This window comes from Pseudomonas sp. No.117 (assembly GCF_054558395.1).
Genome location: NZ_BAAJNP010000003.1, coordinates 391,430 through 410,159, shown reverse-complemented (window position 1 = coordinate 410,159; position 18,730 = coordinate 391,430). Strand labels below are relative to the sequence as shown.

Genomic DNA, 18,730 nt, shown 5'->3' with positions numbered 1-18,730 from the left:
TTTTACTTGGTGATGCTTTTATGATTGATTTTTTGCTTGGAGTGGCTTTTTTTATGCAAATTTTTTTGGTTTCTATTTCATTGTTGAGGTGCGCAGAATTCAGCCCAGTCCGCCATTAGTGTTCTGCGCTTCTCTAAAAGATTGGAGCGCGAGTAGGCTGCTTCAGTTTGGTTGCGCTCATCATGTGCAAGCGCAAGCTCGCAAACCTCTCTTGGGTAGTTCGTGCACTCGTTTGCCCAATCCCGAAAAGTGGATCGGAATCCATGCCTTGTGATGTCAGCATGTCCAAGTTTATGGAGCAGGGTGCGTATGGCGTTGCTATGCATAACGCCGCTTTTTCCTCGCCCAGGAAAAAGATATATCGAATGATTATTATTTATTTTCTCTAGCATCTTGATTACCCCGGGTGGCAGAGGAATCACGAAGGGCTTTCGCATCTTCATACGTTCAGCAGGCAGTGACCAAGTCCCTGCCTTGAGGTCGAATTCAGACCATTGAGCATGTTGGATCATGTGGTGGCGCGCGCCAGTTAGGATCAGCAGCCTAGCGGCAACGGCATCACGCGTCTCGATTTCGGTCAGGGAAGCTATCAGCTTCGGTGCGTCTTGCCATTGCAATGCTGGAAAGTGCTGGCGCTGCCTGGCCTTCTTTTTTTCTGCTTTGCTCAGCAAGTTGTCTAGATGGCCGCGCCAGCGGGCAGGATTTTCCCCCTCGCGTAGACGCCGGGCTTTGGCTGCATCCAGTATCTGTTCGATCTGGCCGCGGACTTCATCGGCGGTGCGAGTCTTGGCCGCCCAGATGGGACGCAAGACAGCCAGCACTTGGTCAGTACCTATGGCGTCCGCAGGCAATTTACCCATGGTTGGGAAGACGTAGAGCTCCAGCTTACGTAGCCAGCCTTTCCGCCATTTTTCCGACCAGCTGCCCCCGTGTGCTTGTTGGTAGTCGCGAGCCAGATCCTCGAACGTAATGCGACGTGCTGCGGCTTGGCGTTCTGCCTCGCGCTTGGCTTCCTTTGCCGCATCGCGGGATGCGAGTGGGTCGCTCCCTAAGGCAAGGAGCTTGCGCTGGTCAGCGGCCAGCTGGCGGGCTTGGCTGAGGGTAACAGCAGGAAAGGGGCCTAACCCCATTTCGCGGCTTCGGCCGTCGAGCTTGTAGCGGAAGATCCAGCTTGTGCCGCCGCTCTTTGAGACCTGGAAGTAGAGGCCGTCGCCATCGTTGGTCTTGCCTGGCGTTGCAGCTTTGACGATTGACTCCACGGTCTTACTGGTCAGCTTACCCATTGTTCCTCCTCTAACCCACACCTCTGGACCCACATTCTGACCCACACCTTGGGTGTGGATTTCGTAGGTACTCGGTGAATGTCCTTGGACGAATGCTAAGCTGTAAGCCGCGTGGTTGCTAGCCTGCTTGGATATCAATGGATTTCTTCGGACAACAAAAAAGCCGGCTTGTGGCCGGCTTTCGAGGGCGGGTTGAGCTGATTTTTGGTGAGCCCGGCCCGCCCGGGTTGCCCTTGCCGGGCAGAGAGGAGGGGCGCGACAGCAATCGCGCGTGGCGTCTGGCGGTGAGCCAGGACGCCTGTCGATCAGAAGTCCAGGGTGGCGGACACCTTGAGGGTGCGCGGATCGCCCTGGGTCAGGTAGCCGCCAAAGGCGGATTCCCAATAGGCCTTGTTGGCCACGTTCTCGACGTTGGCGCGCAGGGTAACGTCTTTTTGCTCGACTTTGAAGCGATAACGCGCCCCAAGGTCGACACGGGTCCAGGCCGGGATGCTCAGGTTGTTGGCCGCATCGGCGTACTGGCCGCCGGTGCGCAGCAGGCGGCCGTTGAGCGATACGCCGGCGAGGCCGGGCACGTCCCAGTCGGCGCCGAGGTTGTACTGGAAGCGCGGTACGCCGATGGCGCGGTTGCCGTCGTTACTGCCGTCCTGGGTGCCCTTGAGCTCGGTATCCATCCAGGTGGCGCCCGCCAGCAGGCGCAGGCCCACCAAGGGTTCGCCGAAGACGTTCAGCTCGAGGCCGCGGTTTTCCTGTTCGCCGTTGCGGACGAAGATTCCCCGGCCATCGATATAGCCGTCGGCAGGCTGCTCGATGCGGTAGAGGCCAAAGGTGGCGCCGAAGGTACCCTGGTCGTACTTGATGCCGGCCTCGGTCTGCTTGGAGCGGGCCGGCGAGAAGACCTGGCCGATGTTCAAGGCACCGTTGCCGGCGGTCGGCCCGGGCGCCAGGCCCTCGATGCGGTTGGCATAGAGGGAGACCTGCTCGGTCAGCTTGTAGACGACACCATAGATCGGGGTGGTGATGGATTGGTCGTATTTGGAGGTACGGGGGCCGTCGCCATAGGCATAGCCTTCGACCAGAAAGGATTGGCGACGAACGCCCAGCGTGGTCAGCAGGCGATCATCGAAGAAGCCCAGGGTATCGGAAAGGGCCAGGCTCTGGTTGGTCGTCTTGCCGGTGGTACCCGGGTCATGCAGATCCCCACCCGTGAACCAGCCGAAGCGCGGATAGGCGACCTTTACGGGGTGATCAAGATTGCTATTACTTGTGCCCGCAGGGAAGGCGAAATCGTAGGCATTCTTCTGTTCGGTCCAGATGCTGGACGCCCCAAGAGCGATCTGGTGACTGACGGGGCCGGTTTGCAGGGTGCCATTCAGACCAGTCATGACGGTGCGGGAATCATCGTCGTGAGGGATCTTCGACCCTCCTACCGTGAGATTTCCCGCCTCGTCGTTCAAGGTAGCGCTGCCGTAGGTCCCGTTCTCGCGGGTGTGCTTGCCACCCAGGGCGAGGTAGGCGGTCCAGCTGTCGCTCAGGTCGTACTCGCCCCGCACCATGCCGAAGGTGTCTTCCAGCTGGGTATGGGTCCAGGGTGCGTTGTAGTTGGTATCAGATGAAGGAGCGTGGGGCACGCGGGTCAGGCCGCTGCCGAGCAACAGGCTGTCGCGGCCGTTGTTGACCACCTGCTTCTGGTAGCCGAAGTCGGTGGAAAGGCGGAAATTGTCACCGCGGTAGTCCAGGCCGGCAACGAACAGCTTGGATCTCTGGCTCTCGTCGTCGATGGCGGTGTCACCTTCGCGCTGCATCAGGTTGAGTCGGGCGCCGAAGCGATTGTCCTCACCGAAGCGCTGGCCGAGGTCGAGGTGCTGGCCGAGGCGGCCATCGGAGGTGTAGTCGACGGTGTAGCTGCGGGTCGGCACGTCCTGGGCGCGCTTGGGCTGCAGGTTGACCGCGCCGCCGATACCGGAGCCGGTGGGGGTCACGCCGTTGATGAAGGCATTGGGTCCCTTGAATACCTCGACGCGCTCCAGGGCCTCGGTGGCGATGATCTGCCGCGGCATGACGCCGTAGAGGTTGTTGAAGGAGATGTCGTCGCCGGTCAACTTGTAGCCGCGGATGACGAAGTTCTGCGACTGGTTGCCATAACCACTGTACTGACGCACCGAGGCGTCGTTGCTCAGCACCTCGCCCACGGTCTGGGCCTGTTGATCCTGGATCAGCTTGGCGGTGTAGCTGGTGACGCTGAAGGGCACGCTCATGTTGTCCTGATTGCCCAGTACGCCCAGCTTGCCCCCGGTGGCCACCTGGCCGCCGGTATAGGCAGGAGGCGGGGCGTCCTTGGGCGTCTCGGTGGCGGTCACCGTGGTGGCGTCCAGCTGCAGGGCATCGCCCTTGGTCTGGGCCAGGGCGGAGGTGCCTGCGGTGGCGCAGAGCGCGGCGATGGACAGGGCGAGGGGCGAAAGCTTGAAGGCGGAGCGCGAACGAGCCATGACGAGCGGATCCTGTACTGACGGGGCGAGGGCTCGGAGTCCCCACCACAGCTGACAGGGTCACGAGTGGGAAGCGATCTTATTCGTTTATGATAACGGTTATCGTTAAATCGGATGAGCGACGTCATTGTTCCGACAAGCGCTATCGCGATAACGCTGTCCCTGCCGACCGCCCCGTCCGCTGCCCAACTCACAGGCACAAAAAAGCCCGGCGAGCCGGGCTTTTCTGCGGCGGACCGGGATCAGCCCTTGTAGGCGGCCACGGCCTTGGTGATCTCGGCGCGGGCGGCGTCGGCATCGCCCCAGCCCTCGACCTTGACCCACTTGCCCTTCTCCAGATCCTTGTAGTTCTCAAAGAAGTGCTTGATCTGCTCCAGCAGCAGGGCCGGCAGGTCGGTGTATTCCTTCACGTCCTTGTACAGGACGCTCAGCTTGTCGTGGGGGACGGCGATCAGCTTGGCATCGCCACCGGCTTCGTCGGTCATGTGCAGCACGCCGACCGGACGGGCGCGGATCACAGCGCCGGGGGCGACCGGGTAGGGGGTCACGACCAGCACGTCCAGGGGATCGCCATCGTCGGCCAGGGTGTTGGGGATGTAGCCGTAGTTGGCCGGGTAGAACATGGGGGTGGCCATGAAACGGTCGACGAAGAGGGCGTCGCTGTCCTTGTCGATCTCGTACTTGATCGGCGCGTGGTTGGCCGGAATCTCGATGGCGACGTAGATGTCGTTCGGCAGGTCTTTGCCGGCGGGAATCTTGCTGTAGCTCATGAACGGGTCCCTCTGGTCGGTTGGGAAAAGTGGCCGGGAGTATAGGCGCTTTCAGATCGGGGTTCGAGCCTCGGACCCCGGGGATGCTGGCTGTGGCACGCTCGCCAGGCTGGCGGCGAGACGCTGGCGCGGATCCTGGCGGAACAGCTGCTGCAACTGGCCGTAAACGGCTGGATAGGTCTCGCTGAGCAGGTCGGGCGCGCTGAAGAAGTACTCGCAGGCGACGGCGAAGAATTCCTCGGGGCTTTCCGCGGCATAGGGATCGAGGACGGTCTCGGCGTCCGGATCGGCGTCGAGCTGACGATTGAGGTCGTCATAGGCGTTTTGCAAGGCCTGGGTCCAGGCGGCCTGGGGCATGTCTTCGTGCAGCGGCGGCTGGCCGTTGCACAGGTCGCCGGCGAGCAGGTCGATCAGGTGGGCGAATTCGTGGATGACCAGGTTGTAGGCCTCCCAGCCGCCGCTGGCCTGGACGCCGGGCCAGGCCAGGATCACCTGGCCGCGGTCCCAGGCCTCGCCGTCGCGTTCCTCGTCCCACTCGTGCTCGAGGCCGCCCTCGTCGCGATAGCGCTGAGGGCTGACGAAGGCATCGGGGTAGACGACGATCTCGCGCACATTGGGATAGAGCGCCGCTTCCGGCAGGTGCAGCAGCGGCAACAGCGCCTGGGCGGCGAGCAGCAGGCGGTCGCCGTCATCCAGTTCCAGGCCCTGCAGCAGGGTGAGGCGCTTCTCGGCGAGGAACAGTACGCAGTGCTCGCGCAGCCAGAGGTCTTCCTCGGCGCTCAGGCCATCGAGGATCGGCAGGCGCTGGCGCAGGCGCGCCCAGAGTTCGTCGGCGATGGCGACCCGCTCCAGCAGGCGCCGCTCGCGCCAGGCACGCCAGAAGCCCAAGGCGTCAGGCCCCGCTCTGCACCGCGGCGCGCCGGCTCTTGATCAGGCCGAGGATCATCGGCAGCAGGGAGATACCGATGATGGCCAGCACCATGACGGTGAGGTTCTGCTTGATGAAGGGCACGTTGCCGAAGAAGTAGCCCAGGCTGACCAGGCCGCCGACCCACAGCAGCGAACCGAGCACGCTGTAGGCGAGGAAGTAGGGGTAGTGCATGCGTCCCACGCCGGCGACGAAGGGGGCGAAGGTACGGATGATGGGCAGGAAGCGCGCCAGGGTGATGGTCTTGCCGCCATGGTGTTCGTAGAAGGCCTGGGTGCGCAGCAGGTAGTCGCGGCGGAACACCTTGGACTGAGGGTTGCTGAACAGCTTGTCCCCGGCGAAGCGGCCGATCAGGTAGTTGGTGCTGTCGCCGGCGACGGCGGCGAACATCAGCAGGCCCGCCAGCAGGTAGGGGTCCAGGTCACCGAGGGCGGACAGGGCGCCGGCGATGAACAGCAGGGAGTCGCCAGGCAGGAAGGGCGTCACCACCAGACCCGTCTCGCAGAAGATCACCGCGAAGAGGATGGCGTAGATCCAGGTGCCGTATTGGGTCACCAACCCGCTGAGATAGACGTCGAGGTGCAGGATCAGGTCGATCGGGTTGAATTCCATGGGGCGTGCCTACCGAGGTTGCGAGGGGTCCAGCGGCGATTATAAGGGCAGTCGAGACCGGGTTTTGTGGCCTGGTCGAGATAGGTGCCGGGAAAAAACGCCAGCCGCTCAGAGGTCGAGGTAGGGCAAAGGTTCACTCCCGCGCCCTTCCCGGCGCGGGAGTGTCGTACTGGTCACGATCTGCTGCGCGTCGGCCAACCTGCGTTGAAACTGCCCTCGGAATGCTCATTTACCTTTTGTAAACTCCGCTTCCTCGGGCAGTTTCGCCTTGGTTGGCTCTAGCTCGCGAGATCGTGAGCTTTCTTTATCCGAGCGCCATGTCGATCACCACCCGACCCTCGATGCCGCCTTCGTGCATGCGGGAGAAGATGGCGTTGATGTTCTCCAGCGGTTCGGCGCTCACCGTGGCCTTGACCTTGCCCTCGCCGGCGAAGTCCAACGCCTCCTGCAGGTCCAGGCGGGTACCGACGATGGAGCCACGCACCGTGGTGCCGTTGAGCACCATGTCGAAGATCGACAGCGGGAAATCACCCGGCGGCAGGCCGTTGAGGGCGATGGTGCCACCGCGGCGGGTCATGCCGATGGCCTGTTCGAAGGCCTTGGGCGAGACCGCCGTGACCAGGGCGCCATGGGCACCACCGATCTCTTTCTTCAGATAGGCCGCCGGGTCCTGCTGGCGGGCGTTGACCGTGACCTCGGCGCCCAGCCGGCGAGCGAGGTCGAGCTTCTTGTCGTCCACGTCCACCGCCGCCACGTTCAGACCCATGGCCCGGGCGTACTGCACCGCCATGTGGCCGAGCCCGCCGATGCCGGAGATCACCACCCAGTTGCCGGGCTTGGTATCGGTCATCTTCAGGCCCTTGTAGACGGTGACCCCGGCGCAGAGGATGGGCGCGATCTCGACGAAGCCGACGTTGTCCGGCAGGCGGCCGACGTAGCCGGCGTCGGCCAGGGTGTATTCGGCGAAGCCGCCGTTCACCGAGTAGCCGGTGTTCTGCTGGGCTTCGCAGAGGGTTTCCCAGCCGCCCAGGCAGTGCTCGCAATGGCCGCAGGTGGAATACAGCCAGGGCACCCCGACGCGGTCGCCTTCCTTGACATGGGTGACGCCGGCGCCCACCGCCACCACGTGGCCGACGCCCTCGTGACCAGGGATGAAGGGCGGGTTGGGCTTCACCGGCCAATCGCCTTCGGCAGCGTGCAGGTCGGTATGGCAGACGCCGCTGGCGGCGATCTTGACCAGTACCTGGCCGGCTGCCGGAGTGGGCACCTCGACCTCGCGGATTTCCAGGGGTTGGCCAAAGGCGGTGACGACGGCAGCTTTCATTGTTTTAGGCATGACGAGTCCCTCATGGATACATGATGCGTGGATGAAGCCAGACGAGGCCTGCGCCGGGACGCACCGGTCCACCGCGGGCGGCCGGCACTTCTAGCGTCGGCCACCCACGGGGAACGAGTGTTGATCCAGGTCAGGGGGGAGGCGCGCCCCGATTTCCTGCTGGGGCGCGCGATCCCGGCGTCGTAGGAGCAGCTCTGGTGTCAGGCGCAGCCGTCTAGGGGCTGCGCCTGACGCCTTGCTGGCCGCTCTTAGAAGAAGCCCAACGGGTTGATGTCGTAGCTGACCAGCAGGTTCTTGGTCTGCTGGTAGTGGTCGAGCATCATCTTGTGGGTTTCCCGGCCGACGCCGGATTTCTTGTAGCCACCGAAGGCAGCGTGGGCGGGGTAGAGGTGGTAGCAGTTGGTCCAGACGCGACCGGCCTTGATGCCGCGGCCCATGCGGTAGGCGCGGTTGATGTCGCGGGTCCAGACCCCGGCGCCGAGGCCGAACTCGGTGTCGTTGGCGATGGCCAGGGCCTCGGCTTCGTCCTTGAAGGTGGTCACCCCGATCACCGGGCCGAAGATCTCTTCCTGGAAGACGCGCATCTTGTTGTGGCCCTTGAGCAGGGTCGGCTGGATGTAATAACCGCTGGACAGGTCGCCTTGCAGCTGCTCGACGTTGCCGCCGGTGAGGAATTCGGCACCTTCTGCCCGAGCGATGTCCAGGTAGGAGACGATCTTCTCGAACTGCTGCTGGGAGGCCTGGGCACCGATCATGGTGTCGGTGTCCAGCGGGTCACCACGCTTGATCTGGGCGATCTTCTTCTGCACCGCTTCCATGAAGGGGGCGTAGATAGATTCCTGTACCAGGGCGCGGGACGGGCAGGTGCACACCTCGCCCTGGTTGAAGAAGCCCAGCACCAGTCCTTCGGCGGCCTTGTCGATGAAGCTCGGCTCGGCCTGCATGATGTCTTCGAAGTAGATATTGGGCGACTTGCCGCCCAGCTCCACGGTGCTGGGGATGATGTTCTTGGCGGCGCAGGAGAGGATGTGCGAGCCCACCGGGGTGGAGCCGGTGAAGGCGATCTTGGCGATGCGGGTGCTGGTGGCCAGGGCCTCGCCGGCCTCCTTGCCATAGCCCTGCACCACGTTGAGCACGCCGGGCGGCAGCAGGTCGCCGACGATCTCGACGAACAGGGTGATCGACAGCGGCGTCTGCTCGGCGGGCTTGAGCACCACACAGTTGCCGGCGGCCAGCGCCGGGGCCAGTTTCCAGGCGGCCATCAGCAGCGGGAAGTTCCAGGGGATGATCTGGCCGACCACGCCGAGCGGCTCGTGGAAATGGTAGCTGGCGGTGGTGTCGTTGATCTCGGCGGCGCTGCCTTCCTGGGCGCGGATGCAGCCGGCGAAATAGCGGAAGTGATCGGCGGCCAGGGGCACGTCGGCGTTGAGCGTCTCGCGCACCGCCTTGCCGTTGTCCCAGGTTTCGGCGACGGCCAGCTTTTCCAGGTTCTGTTCGATGCGATCGGCGATCTTCAGCAGGATCAGCGAGCGCTCCTGCACCGAGGTGCGGCCCCAGGCATCGGCGGCGGCATGGGCGGCGTCCAGGGCGCGTTCGATGTCGGCGGCGTCGGAGCGGGGGAATTCACCGATCACCGAGCCGTTCACCGGGGAGGTGTTGGTGAAGTACTGGCCCTTCACCGGGGCGACGAATTCGCCGCCGATATAGTTGCCGTAGCGGGCCTGCAGGGTGACGAGGGCGTCTTGGGTGCCGGGAGCTGCGTAGCGCATGGTGGGTCTCCTGTTTGTTCTTGTAGGAAGAGCGGCGCTCCGATCCTGAGCAAGGCGCGGGCCAAGTCGGGCGAACCCGCATGGCCGCAGCCTTTTCCGCCGGGAGGGGGGACGCCGCACCCTGTCACTGTGACAGAGGTGTCACCCCTTGGCGTGACAGCCTGTCACCTCGGGGTGACAAGGTGCCCAGACCCGCCGATTTGGCCTATGCTGGAGGCCGCAGACGCCCTAGCGGAGGACAACAACAATGACCGCCACCCCGTCCGATCGTCATGCCAGCCAGGTGCTCCAGCTCGCCCGTGGCGCCGCCCTCGATGGCCCCGCCAGCGATCCGGCCATCGCCCGTTCCTGGCGGCGCTGTCTCGATGAGCACCGCCTAGACCCGGCTGCCCGCGTGGCGCCCTGGGTGTTGGAGCATGCCCGATTCGACGAGCATCGCCAGCGCCAGCAACGGGTCCTGCAGATCGCCCGTGGCCAGATGAATTCGCTGCACCAGCAACTCGGCGGTGCCGGCCACGCCGTGCTGCTCACCGATGCCCGCGGCCTGATCCTCGACTGCGTGACCGCCGAGGCCGAGCGCGGGATCTTCCAGCAGGCCGGTCTCTGGCTGGGCGCCGACTGGAGCGAGGCCTGCGAAGGCACCAACGGCATCGGCACCTGCGTGGTGGAGCGCCAGGCGCTGACCATCCATCGCGACGAACACTTCCGCAGCCGCCATACCCAGCTGACCTGCTCGGCCAGTCCGGTCTTCGATCCGGCGGGCGAGCTGCTGGCGGTGCTGGACGTCTCCACCGCCCGCCAGGAAGCCTCGCGCCAGGGCCAGTTCCACACCATGGCGCTGGTCAATCTCTCGGCCAAGCTGATCGAGAGCTGCTATTTCCTCGACCGCTACGCCGAGGGCTACCTGCTGCGCTTCCATGCCCAGGCGGCCTACGTCGGCCTGCTCAGCGAAGGGCTGCTGGCCTTCGACGACGAGGGGCGTGTCCAGGCCGCCAACGAGACCGCCCTGATGCTGCTGGGTCTGGCGCGTAGTGCCGTGCTGGGACAGCGGATGGAAAGCCTGTTCGAACTGCGGCTGGACGATCTTCTCGAGCGTGCCCGCCCGCAACCCAGTGCCTGCTGGGCGCTGCGCGGGCGCCAGGGGCAGGGCTTCCATGGCCTGGTGCGCGGGCCCCAGGTGCGGCCGGTCACCCCGATGGCGGTGCCCAAGGCGCCCCTGCCCAGTGGCATCTGCCTGGCCGATCCGGCGCTGGCGCGGGATTTCGCGCGGGCGCTCAAGGTCCTGGAACGTGACGTGCCGGTACTGCTGCACGGCGAGACCGGCACCGGCAAGGAAGCCTTCGCCAGCGCCTTGCACCGCGCCAGCAGTCGCGCCGGCCAGGCCTTCGTCGCCCTCAATTGCGCGGCTATCCCGGAAACCCTGATCGAGAGCGAGCTGTTCGGCTATCGCGGCGGCAGTTTCACCGGGGCGCGCAAGGAAGGCATGGCCGGCAAGTTGCAGCAGGCCGATGGCGGCATCCTCTTTCTCGACGAGATCGGCGACATGCCGCTGGCGCTGCAGACCCGCTTGCTCAGGGTGCTGGAAGAGCGCCAGGTGGTCCCCCTCGGCGGCGGTGCTCCGCGGGCCCTGGACCTGCGCCTGGTCAGCGCCAGTCACCGCGATCTGGAGGCCCTGGTGGCCGCCGGCAGCTTTCGCGAAGACCTCTACTATCGCCTGCGCGGCCTGGTGGTGACCCTGCCGGCGCTGCGCGAACGCAGTGACCGTGGCGAATTGCTCGATCAGCTGCTGGCCGAAGAGGCCCGCGGCGAGGCGATCCGCCTCGATCCGGCCGCGCGCGCCTGCCTGTTGGTCCAGCCCTGGCCCGGCAACGTCCGCCAGTTGCGCACCGTGCTGCGTACCCTGGTCGCCCTGAGCGAAGACGGCCATATCGGCCTGGACGAGCTACCGGCCGAATGCCGTGCCCCGGCACCTCGGGCCAGCACCAGTACCGCACCCGTTGACAGCGCCCGGGAAGAGCTGCGCGCGGTGCTGGACGATTGCCACTGGCAGATGACCCGCGCCGCCAAGCGCCTGGGGGTGAGTCGCAACACCCTCTATCGCTGGCTGCATCAGCATGGCCTGCAGCGCCCGCAGGGTTAGCTCACCTTCTTGCACAGGTGGGCGATGCAGGGCGAGACGAACAGACTGCCCCGGTAGGCGCCGGCCAGGGTACGGCTGGCGACCAGCGTCCACAGCAGGACCAGCGCCACCACCAGCACGGCGCCCAGGCCGGTGAAGAAGCGCGCCGCCAGGGCCTCGCCCAGGCGCAGGGTGGTCAGGGCATAGACGCCCAGGGGAAAGGTGAAGCCCCACCAGCCCAGGTTGAACGGCATGCCCTGGCGGGCATAGCGCCCGGTGACCAGCACGGCCAGGGCCAACCACCAGAGACCCAGGCCCCAGAGCAGCACCGCGCCCAGTAGCCCCAGGCCCTGGGCGACCTCGCCGACCACCGCCAGGCCTTGGGCGGCCAACACCGCTGGCGCATCGGTGCCCAGCACCAGCAGGCCCAGGGCGCCGGTGCCGATCGGCCCGAGCGCCAGCCAGCTCGAGGCCGCCATGCTGGCCGGCGGCAACTTGTGCAGCGCCAGGCGTAGCAGCAGGATCACCAGCAGACTCAGGGCGACGGGCACCGAATAAGCCCAGAGCACATAACTGGCGATGAGCACGGTGAATTGCTCGCCAGCCGCCAGGTGCGGCACCAGCAACCCGCCACTGGCGGCGGCGACTTCCGCGGCCACCACGGGCAGCAGCCAGACGGCGGTCATCTGGTCGATGCGGTGCTCCTGGCGAGTGAACATCAGGTAGGGAATCAGCACCCCGCAAGCCAGTGCCATGGCCACATCCAGCCACCAGAGGCCGAGTGCCAGGGGCAGCACCGCCGCGCCCCAGCGTGGCAGGCCAAACAGCAGCAGCCCATTGATCAGCGTCGCCAGGCCCATGGGGATGGTGCCGAAGAACATGGACACCGTGGCGTGGGCGAATACCTGCCGGGCTTCGTCGAAGAACAGCAGCCAACGGGCGGCATAGAGCCCGGCGAACAGGGTGAACAGCAGGACGTCGAGCAGCCAGAGACCCTCGGCGACCAGGCGCAGCCCTGGGATCGGCAGCGGGAAGGCTGCCAGGGCGAGAGCCAGGATGCCGGTGCCCATGGTCACGGCGAACCAGTTGGGGGTGAACTGGCGGATGACCTCCAGCGGACGGTCGAGCTGGCTGAGGGGCTTGCGGCCCTGGCGCAGGGCCAGGGCATCGGCGAGGGGCATCGGGAGTGCTCCGGAAAGGAAGGCCTCCAGCCTATGAAAAGGCACTTATCATTAGAAATGAATGATTTGAAAATATAGATTGATCGCATAGATAAGCTGGTCTGGCGGGAGTGGAAAGCTCGGTATTCCAGCGCCGTGCTGGACCAGCCCTGTCCTGTGGTCCGGGCCGCCTGGGAATTCTCCTGGGCGTGACGCACCCGGCGACACCTGGACATCGGCATGGGTCATGGCTCCGGCGCCCTGGCCCCCCGTGCTAACCTTGCCGCCGTTCAATCTGCAGCGGAGCCCGCCTGTCATGCACATCCACATCCTCGGTATCTGCGGCACCTTCATGGGGTCGCTCGCGGTGCTGGCCAAGGAAGCCGGCCATCGCGTGACCGGCTCCGACGCCAACGTCTATCCGCCCATGAGCACCCAGCTCGAGGCCCAGGGCATCGAGCTGACCCAGGGCTACGATCCCAAACAACTCGATCCGGCGCCGGACCTGGTGGTCATCGGCAATGCCCTGTCGCGGGGCAATCCGGCGGTGGAATACGTGCTGGACCAGGGTCTGCCCTATGTCTCCGGCCCCCAGTGGCTGGCCGAGCACGTGCTCCAGGGCCGCTGGGTGCTGGCGGTCGCCGGCACCCACGGCAAGACCACCACCACCAGCATGCTGGCCTGGGTGCTGGAGCATGCCGGCATGAGTCCGGGCTTTCTCATCGGTGGGGTGCCGCAGAATTTCGGCATCTCGGCGCGCCTAGGTGGCACGCCCTTCTTCGTGGTGGAAGCCGACGAATACGACAGTGCCTTCTTCGACAAGAGATCCAAGTTCGTCCACTACCGACCGCGCACCACTATCCTCAATAACCTGGAATACGATCACGCGGACATCTTCCCGGACCTGGCGGCCATCGAGCGGCAATTCCATCACCTGGTGCGGACCATCCCCAGCAGCGGCCTGATCATCCATCCCACCGACGAAACGGCGCTGGTGCGGGTACTGAAGATGGGTTGCTGGACCCCGGTGCAGACCACCGGCGCAGGCGGCCAATGGCAGGCGCGCCTGCTGGCCGAGGACGGCTCGCGCTTCGAGGTGCTGTTCGCCGGTGAAGTCCAGGGCACTGTGGCCTGGGAGCTGACCGGCCAGCACAACGTGGCCAATGCCCTGGCCACCCTGGCGGCGGCTCGTCACGTCGGTGTGGTGCCCGCTCTGGGCGTCGCCGCCCTGAGCGAATTCCGCAGCGTCAAGCGGCGCATGGAAAAAGTCGCCGAGGTGAAGGAGGTGACCGTCTACGACGACTTCGCCCACCATCCCACCGCCATTGCCACCACCCTGCAGGGGCTACGCGCCCGGGTCGGCCGCGAGCGGATCATCGCCGTGATCGAGCCGCGCTCGAATTCCATGAAGCTGGGCGCTCATCGTGACGGTCTGCCGGACAGCGTTACCGGGGCCGACAGCGTGGTCTGGTACGCCCCGCCGAATCTGGGCTGGGACCTGGCCGGCACCGCCGCCGCCTGCCAGGTGCCGGCGGTGGTCTGCGACTCCCTGGAGGCCATCATCGAGCGCGTCAAGGCCGAGCTGGACGGCCCCACCCACGTGGTGATCATGAGCAACGGTGGCTTCGGCGGCCTGCACGGCAAGCTGGCCGCCGCCCTGGAGCAGGCATGATGGCCGGCCCGGAACGCATCACCCTGGCGCTGACCGGCGCCTCCGGTGCCCAGTACGGCCTGCGCCTGCTGGATTGCCTGGTGCAGGAGGAGCGCGAGGTGCATTTCCTCATCTCCAAGGCCGCGCAACTGGTGATGGCCACCGAGACCGACGTGGTGCTGCCGCCCAAGCCCCAGGCCATGCAGGCCTTCCTCACCGAATACACCGGCGCGGCCCCCGGCCAGGTGCGAGTGTTCGGCCAGAGCGACTGGATGGCACCGCCGGCGTCCGGTTCCAGTGCCCCCGCGGCCATGGTGGTCTGCCCCTGTTCCACCGGCACCCTCTCGGCCATCGCCACCGGGGCCAGCAACAACCTCATCGAGCGCGCCGCCGACGTGGCGCTCAAGGAGCGGCGGCAACTGATCCTGGTACCGCGCGAGTCGCCGTTTTCCAGCATCCACCTGGAAAACATGCTCAAGCTGTCCAACCTCGGCGTGACCATCCTGCCGGCCTCGCCGGGGTTCTACCACCAGCCGCAGACCCTCGACGACCTGGTGGACTTCGTGGTGGCGCGCATCCTCAATACCCTGGGCATTCCCCAGGACATGCTGCCGCGCTGGGGCGAACATCACCTGGCTGGCAACGATGACTAGGGCCGCGCGCCTCGGTCTGCTGCTGATGGCCGTCCTGGCCCTCGGCGGCTGCGCCACGGCGCGCACCCTGGACGCGGCCAAGCCCGGTGCGCCGGTGGTCTATGCCGGCACCCGGCTGGATCTCTATGCCCTGCAGGGCGGTTGCTGCGCCCAGGATCGCTTCGGCGCCGAGGCCCCGGCCTGGCCGGCGCTGGACCTGCCCGGCAGCGCCCTGCTCGATACCCTCTTGCTGCCGCTGTCGCTGCCGGCGGCCATTGGTGGGCGCGGCAGTATGCGGGGCGGGCTCTAGAATGCCTTCAGCAGCTCACCGAGCCTGGCCATGGCCGCCTCGCTGCGGGCGTCCCAGGGATGGCCGCAATTGAGTCTGATGCAGTGGCGAAACCCCTGTTGCGCGGAAAAGATCGGCCCTGGCGCCAGGCTGATGCCCTCGGCCAGGGCCTGGCGATAGAGCACCAGGCTGTCCACCCGCGGGGGCAATTCGAACCAGAGAAAGTAGCCACCCTGGGGGCGAGTGACGCCGGTCTCGGCCGGCAGGTAGCGTCGCGCCGCCGCCAGCATGGCCTGGCGCTGCTGGTCGAGCTTCAGCCGTAGCCGGCGCAGATGGCGCTCGTAGCCGCCGTGCTGCAGGTAGTCCGCCAGGGCGGCCTGGGCCGGCATCGAGGGGGTGATGGTGGTCATCAGGCGCAGTCGGGCGACGGCGCCGGCCTGGCGGCCGGCAGCGATCCAGCCGACGCGATAACCTGGTGCCAGGCACTTGGAAAAGGAGCCGCAGTGCAGCACCAGGCCTTCGCAGTCGAAGCGCTTGACCGGCCGGTGCGGTTCGCCGCCGCTGTAGAGTTCGGCGTAGACGTCGTCTTCCAGCAACGGGACCTGATGGCGTTGCAGCAGGCCATAGAGGCGCTGCTGGGCGCTATCGTCGAGGCTGGCCCCGGTGGGATTCTGCAGGCCGCTCATGAACCAGCAGGCCTTGATCGGCAGGCGGGCGAGGGCCTCTTCCAGGGCATCCAGATTCAGACCGTGCTCGGGATCGACCGGGATCTCCACCGCCTTGAGCTGCAACCGCTCCAGTACCTGCAGGCTGGCATAGAAGGCCGGGCTTTCTACCGCCACCAGGTCACCGGGCCGGGTCAGGCTCTGCAGGCCCAGGTTCAGCGCCTCCAGGGCGCCGTGGGTGATCACCAGTTCTTCACCAACCTCCGGCATGCCGGCCAGGCCATAGCGCCGGGCGATCTGCCGACGCAGCTCCGGATGGCCGAGGGTGACGTAGCTGGTGAGGTCCTGGGCGGGCAGGTCGCGCAGGCCATGGGCCATGCTGCGCGCCAGCCGGGCCAGGGGAAAGAGATCCGGGCTGGGAAAGGCCGAGCCGAAGGGCACGATGTCCGGATCCTGCAGCGATTGCAGCACCGAATAGACCAGGTCGCTGACCGCCACCTCGGTGCCTTCCAGCGGCGCCAGCAGCGGTGCCGCCTCGCGCGACCGCGCCGGTTCGCGGACGAAATAGCCGGATCGCTCGCGGGCCTCGATCAGGCCGCGGCTTTCCAGCAGGTAATAGGCCTGGAACACCGTGGAGGGGCTGATGCCGTGGGTCTGGCTGGCGCTACGTACCGACGGCAGGCGATCGCCCGGGGCGAGGACACCGGTGGTCATCAGGGTGGCGAGCTGGTCGGCGAATCTTTCGTAGCGCTTCATGCGAGGCCGGAGCAGGGGAGACGATCACTATAGCGAGTCCGGGCCATCTGATCCGGTTTTTCCGGCGGCTACCTGCTGCTGTAAAGCCCTAGCCCTGGAGCCTAAGCTCTACTCATCCCTTTCTGGCATCCCCGGAGGCCGCCATGAACGATGGCATCTTCATGATTCTCTTCAGCCTGCTGGCGCTCATCCTGCTCGGCAGCGGCTACTACGCCTGCGTCATGCTGAACAAGGACCGCCGCGACGTGGAAAAGAACGATCAGCTGCGCTGATCGCCTACCTCGCAGACATCCACCCAGCGCGCCTCGCTGAGGGCGGCCAGCCGCTCCGGGGTGAGGCGCACGCAGCTGTGGATGGCACCCGCCGCGGGTAGCACCTCGTCGAAGGCTTTCAGCGATTCGTCGCAATAGACCGGCAGCGGGGTGGCCAGCCCGAACGGGCAGACGCCGCCCACCGGATGTCCGGTGAGGCCTTCCACGGTCGCCGCATCGAGCAGCTTGGCCTTGCCGCCGAAGGCCGCCTTCAGCTTGCGGTTGTCCAGCCGGGCATCGCCACGGGCGACCAGCAGGAGTTGCTGCTCGCCGACCTTGAGGCCCAGGGTCTTGGCGATCCGCCCCGGTTCCACGCCATGGGCGGCCGCGGCCAGGGTGACGGTCGCGGTACTGGTCTGGGCTTCGAGGATCTCGAGGTCGGGCGCGATGCGGGCGAGGTGCTGGCGAACGGAGTCGAGGCTCATGGGGCTTCCCGTGCAGGTAAACCCCGACTTTCGGCAATCTGTACCGCCCGCGTCAAGGCTGACTCAGCACTCTACGAAGGTCACGGCCAGGCCGCCACGCGAGGTTTCCTTGTACTTGTCGTGCATGTCCGCGCCGGTTTCCTTCATGGTGCGGATCACCTGGTCTAGGGAGATGAAGTGTTCACCGTCGCCCCGCAGGGCCATCTGGGCGGCGTTGATCGCCTTGACCGCGGCGATGGCGTTGCGCTCGATGCAGGGTACCTGCACCAGGCCGCCCACCGGGTCGCAGGTCAGGCCGAGGTTGTGTTCCAGGCCGATCTCGGCGGCGTTCTCCAGCTGCGCCGGGCTGGCGCCCAGCACCTCGGCCAGACCGGCCGCGGCCATGGCACAGGCCGAGCCGACCTCACCCTGGCAGCCCACCTCGGCACCGGAGATGGAGGCGTTCTTCTTGCACAGGATGCCGACGGCGGCAGCAGCGAGCATGAAGCGCACCACGTCGTCGTCGCAGGCGTCGGGATTGAATTTCATGTAGTACATCAACACCGCCGGGATGATCCCGGCCGCACCGTTGGTGGGCGCGGTGACCATGCGCCCGCCGGCGGCGTTCTCCTCGTTCACCGCCAGGGCGAAGAGATTGACCCACTCCATGGCGGAGAGGGTGGAACCGATGACGTTGGGCTTGCCGATGGCTTGCAGGCTCTGGTGCAGGCGGGCGGCGCGGCGGCGCACCTTGAGACCGCCGGGCAGGATGCCTTCGTTGGTCAGTCCGTTCTGGACGCATTCGCGCATCACGCCCCAGATGCGCAGCAGGCCGCCGCGGATCTCGTCTTCGGCGCGCCAGCTCTTCTCGTTGGCCAGCATCAGCTCGGCCACGCCCAGGCCATGACGGCGACACAGCTGCAGCAGCTCGGCGCCGCTGGAGAATTCGTAGGGCAGTTCGGTGGTGTCGTTGTCCAGCACGCCGCTGGCGGCCTGGGCAGCGTCCACCACGAAGCCGCCGCCGATGGAGTAGTAGGTCGCCTCGGCCACCTCGCCGGTGGCGCCGAAGGCGGTCAGGGTCATGGCATTGGGATGATAGGGCAGGCTTTCGTCCAGCAGCAGCATGTCTTCTTGCCAGTCGAAGTGGATCGCCTGGCGCCCAGCCAGCAGCAGCTGGCGCTCGTTGCGCAGGGCTTCGATGCGCGGCTCCACGGCGGCGGGGTCGACGCGATCCGGCCATTCGCCCATCAGGCCGATCAGGGTGGCGCGGTCGGTGCCATGGCCGACGCCGGTGGCCGACAGCGAGCCATAGAGGCGCACCTCGACCCGCTTGACCTGCTCCAGCAGACCCTCGTCGACCAGGCGCTGGGCGAAGAGGGCGCCGGCCCGCATCGGGCCCACGGTATGGGAGCTGGACGGACCCACGCCGATTTTGAACAGGTCGAAGACGCTGATGGCCATGACGATGATCTCTGATTGAGCTTGAATGGGCGCCAGACAAGGTGCCGGCGGATGGCTCATAGTGGTGATAAGCCCTCAGCTCGCACAAACGAAAG

General features: G+C 66.0%; 16 protein-coding genes. 5 read left to right on the top strand and 11 right to left on the bottom strand.

All coding sequences use genetic code 11. The annotated features are described in order from the left end of the window. Positions 1-77: 77 nt before the first annotated feature. From ACYJP6_RS08610 to exaC, 7 genes are all read right to left on the bottom strand, one after another. Positions 78-1,283: a tyrosine-type recombinase/integrase gene (locus ACYJP6_RS08610; RefSeq protein ID WP_459474635.1), complete on the bottom strand. Its 1,206-nt coding sequence runs from the start codon at positions 1,281-1,283 to the stop codon at positions 78-80. A 305-nt stretch (positions 1,284-1,588) separates the two neighbouring features. Further along, positions 1,589-3,772 (bottom strand): TonB-dependent receptor, encoded by a 2,184-nt coding sequence (locus ACYJP6_RS08605; RefSeq protein WP_459474634.1) that lies wholly within the window; start codon positions 3,770-3,772, stop codon positions 1,589-1,591. A 242-nt stretch (positions 3,773-4,014) separates the two neighbouring features. Then, complete coding sequence (ppa, locus tag ACYJP6_RS08600; RefSeq protein ID WP_007161198.1) at positions 4,015-4,542, bottom strand: inorganic diphosphatase; 528 nt, start codon at positions 4,540-4,542, stop codon at positions 4,015-4,017. 51 nt (positions 4,543-4,593) lie between these two features. Beyond that, positions 4,594-5,430 carry a M90 family metallopeptidase gene (locus ACYJP6_RS08595; RefSeq protein WP_459474633.1) on the bottom strand — a complete coding sequence of 279 codons (837 nt, stop codon included), beginning with the start codon at positions 5,428-5,430 and terminating at the stop codon, positions 4,594-4,596. A 4-nt stretch (positions 5,431-5,434) separates the two neighbouring features. Continuing rightward, positions 5,435-6,082: a DedA family protein gene (locus ACYJP6_RS08590; protein ID WP_459474632.1), complete on the bottom strand. Its 648-nt coding sequence runs from the start codon at positions 6,080-6,082 to the stop codon at positions 5,435-5,437. Positions 6,083-6,386: 304 nt separating this feature from the next. Then, a complete protein-coding gene (gene adhP / locus ACYJP6_RS08585) occupies positions 6,387-7,418 on the bottom strand; it encodes an alcohol dehydrogenase AdhP (RefSeq protein ID WP_459474631.1) in 1,032 nt (343 codons plus the stop codon). Positions 7,419-7,666: 248 nt separating this feature from the next. Further along, a complete protein-coding gene (gene exaC / locus ACYJP6_RS08580) occupies positions 7,667-9,187 on the bottom strand; it encodes an acetaldehyde dehydrogenase ExaC (protein ID WP_459474630.1) in 1,521 nt (506 codons plus the stop codon). Positions 9,188-9,434: 247 nt separating this feature from the next. Here exaC and ACYJP6_RS08575 point away from each other — a divergent pair, with 247 nt between their 5' ends. Beyond that, a complete protein-coding gene (locus ACYJP6_RS08575) occupies positions 9,435-11,327 on the top strand; it encodes a sigma-54-dependent Fis family transcriptional regulator (protein WP_459474628.1) in 1,893 nt (630 codons plus the stop codon). Here ACYJP6_RS08575 and ACYJP6_RS08570 read toward each other — a convergent pair. Then, positions 11,324-12,487: an SLAC1 family transporter gene (locus ACYJP6_RS08570; protein WP_459474627.1), complete on the bottom strand. Its 1,164-nt coding sequence runs from the start codon at positions 12,485-12,487 to the stop codon at positions 11,324-11,326. The two genes, ACYJP6_RS08575 and ACYJP6_RS08570, sit on opposite strands and share 4 nt — an antisense overlap. Before the next feature lie 295 nt (positions 12,488-12,782). Between ACYJP6_RS08570 and mpl the strand changes: the two genes are divergently transcribed. The 3 genes from mpl to ACYJP6_RS08555 are packed head-to-tail and all read left to right on the top strand — an operon-like array spanning position 12,783 to position 15,059. Next, complete coding sequence (gene mpl / locus ACYJP6_RS08565; protein ID WP_459474626.1) at positions 12,783-14,138, top strand: UDP-N-acetylmuramate:L-alanyl-gamma-D-glutamyl-meso-diaminopimelate ligase; 1,356 nt, start codon at positions 12,783-12,785, stop codon at positions 14,136-14,138. Then, a complete protein-coding gene (gene ubiX, locus ACYJP6_RS08560; protein ID WP_058760807.1) occupies positions 14,138-14,770 on the top strand; it encodes a flavin prenyltransferase UbiX in 633 nt (210 codons plus the stop codon). Before mpl ends, ubiX begins: the two co-directional genes overlap by 1 nt. Further along, the gene (locus tag ACYJP6_RS08555) at positions 14,763-15,059 is read left to right on the top strand and encodes a YceK/YidQ family lipoprotein (RefSeq protein WP_459474625.1); all 297 of its coding nucleotides are present in this window, start codon (positions 14,763-14,765) and stop codon (positions 15,057-15,059) included. Before ubiX ends, ACYJP6_RS08555 begins: the two co-directional genes overlap by 8 nt. Here the strand turns inward: ACYJP6_RS08555 and ACYJP6_RS08550 are convergent. Further along, positions 15,056-16,459, bottom strand: coding sequence for an aminotransferase-like domain-containing protein (locus ACYJP6_RS08550; RefSeq protein ID WP_459474624.1), 1,404 nt, complete (start codon positions 16,457-16,459; stop codon positions 15,056-15,058). The two genes, ACYJP6_RS08555 and ACYJP6_RS08550, sit on opposite strands and share 4 nt — an antisense overlap. A gap of 143 nt (positions 16,460-16,602) precedes the next feature. Here ACYJP6_RS08550 and ACYJP6_RS08545 point away from each other — a divergent pair, with 143 nt between their 5' ends. Further along, on the top strand, positions 16,603-16,731 hold the full coding sequence (locus ACYJP6_RS08545) for a hypothetical protein (protein WP_459474623.1): 129 nt from the start codon (positions 16,603-16,605) through the stop codon (positions 16,729-16,731). On the opposite strand, the gene ACYJP6_RS08540 is transcribed toward ACYJP6_RS08545, so the two are convergent. Both ACYJP6_RS08540 and ACYJP6_RS08535 read right to left on the bottom strand, forming a co-directional pair. Beyond that, entirely contained in the window at positions 16,719-17,195 is a 477-nt protein-coding gene (locus ACYJP6_RS08540; RefSeq protein WP_459474622.1) for a YbaK/EbsC family protein, read from the bottom strand. The genes ACYJP6_RS08545 and ACYJP6_RS08540 overlap by 13 nt on opposite strands. A 63-nt stretch (positions 17,196-17,258) precedes the next feature. After that, positions 17,259-18,635 (bottom strand): L-serine ammonia-lyase, encoded by a 1,377-nt coding sequence (locus ACYJP6_RS08535; RefSeq protein WP_459474621.1) that lies wholly within the window; start codon positions 18,633-18,635, stop codon positions 17,259-17,261. Between the last annotated feature and the right edge of the window lie 95 nt (positions 18,636-18,730).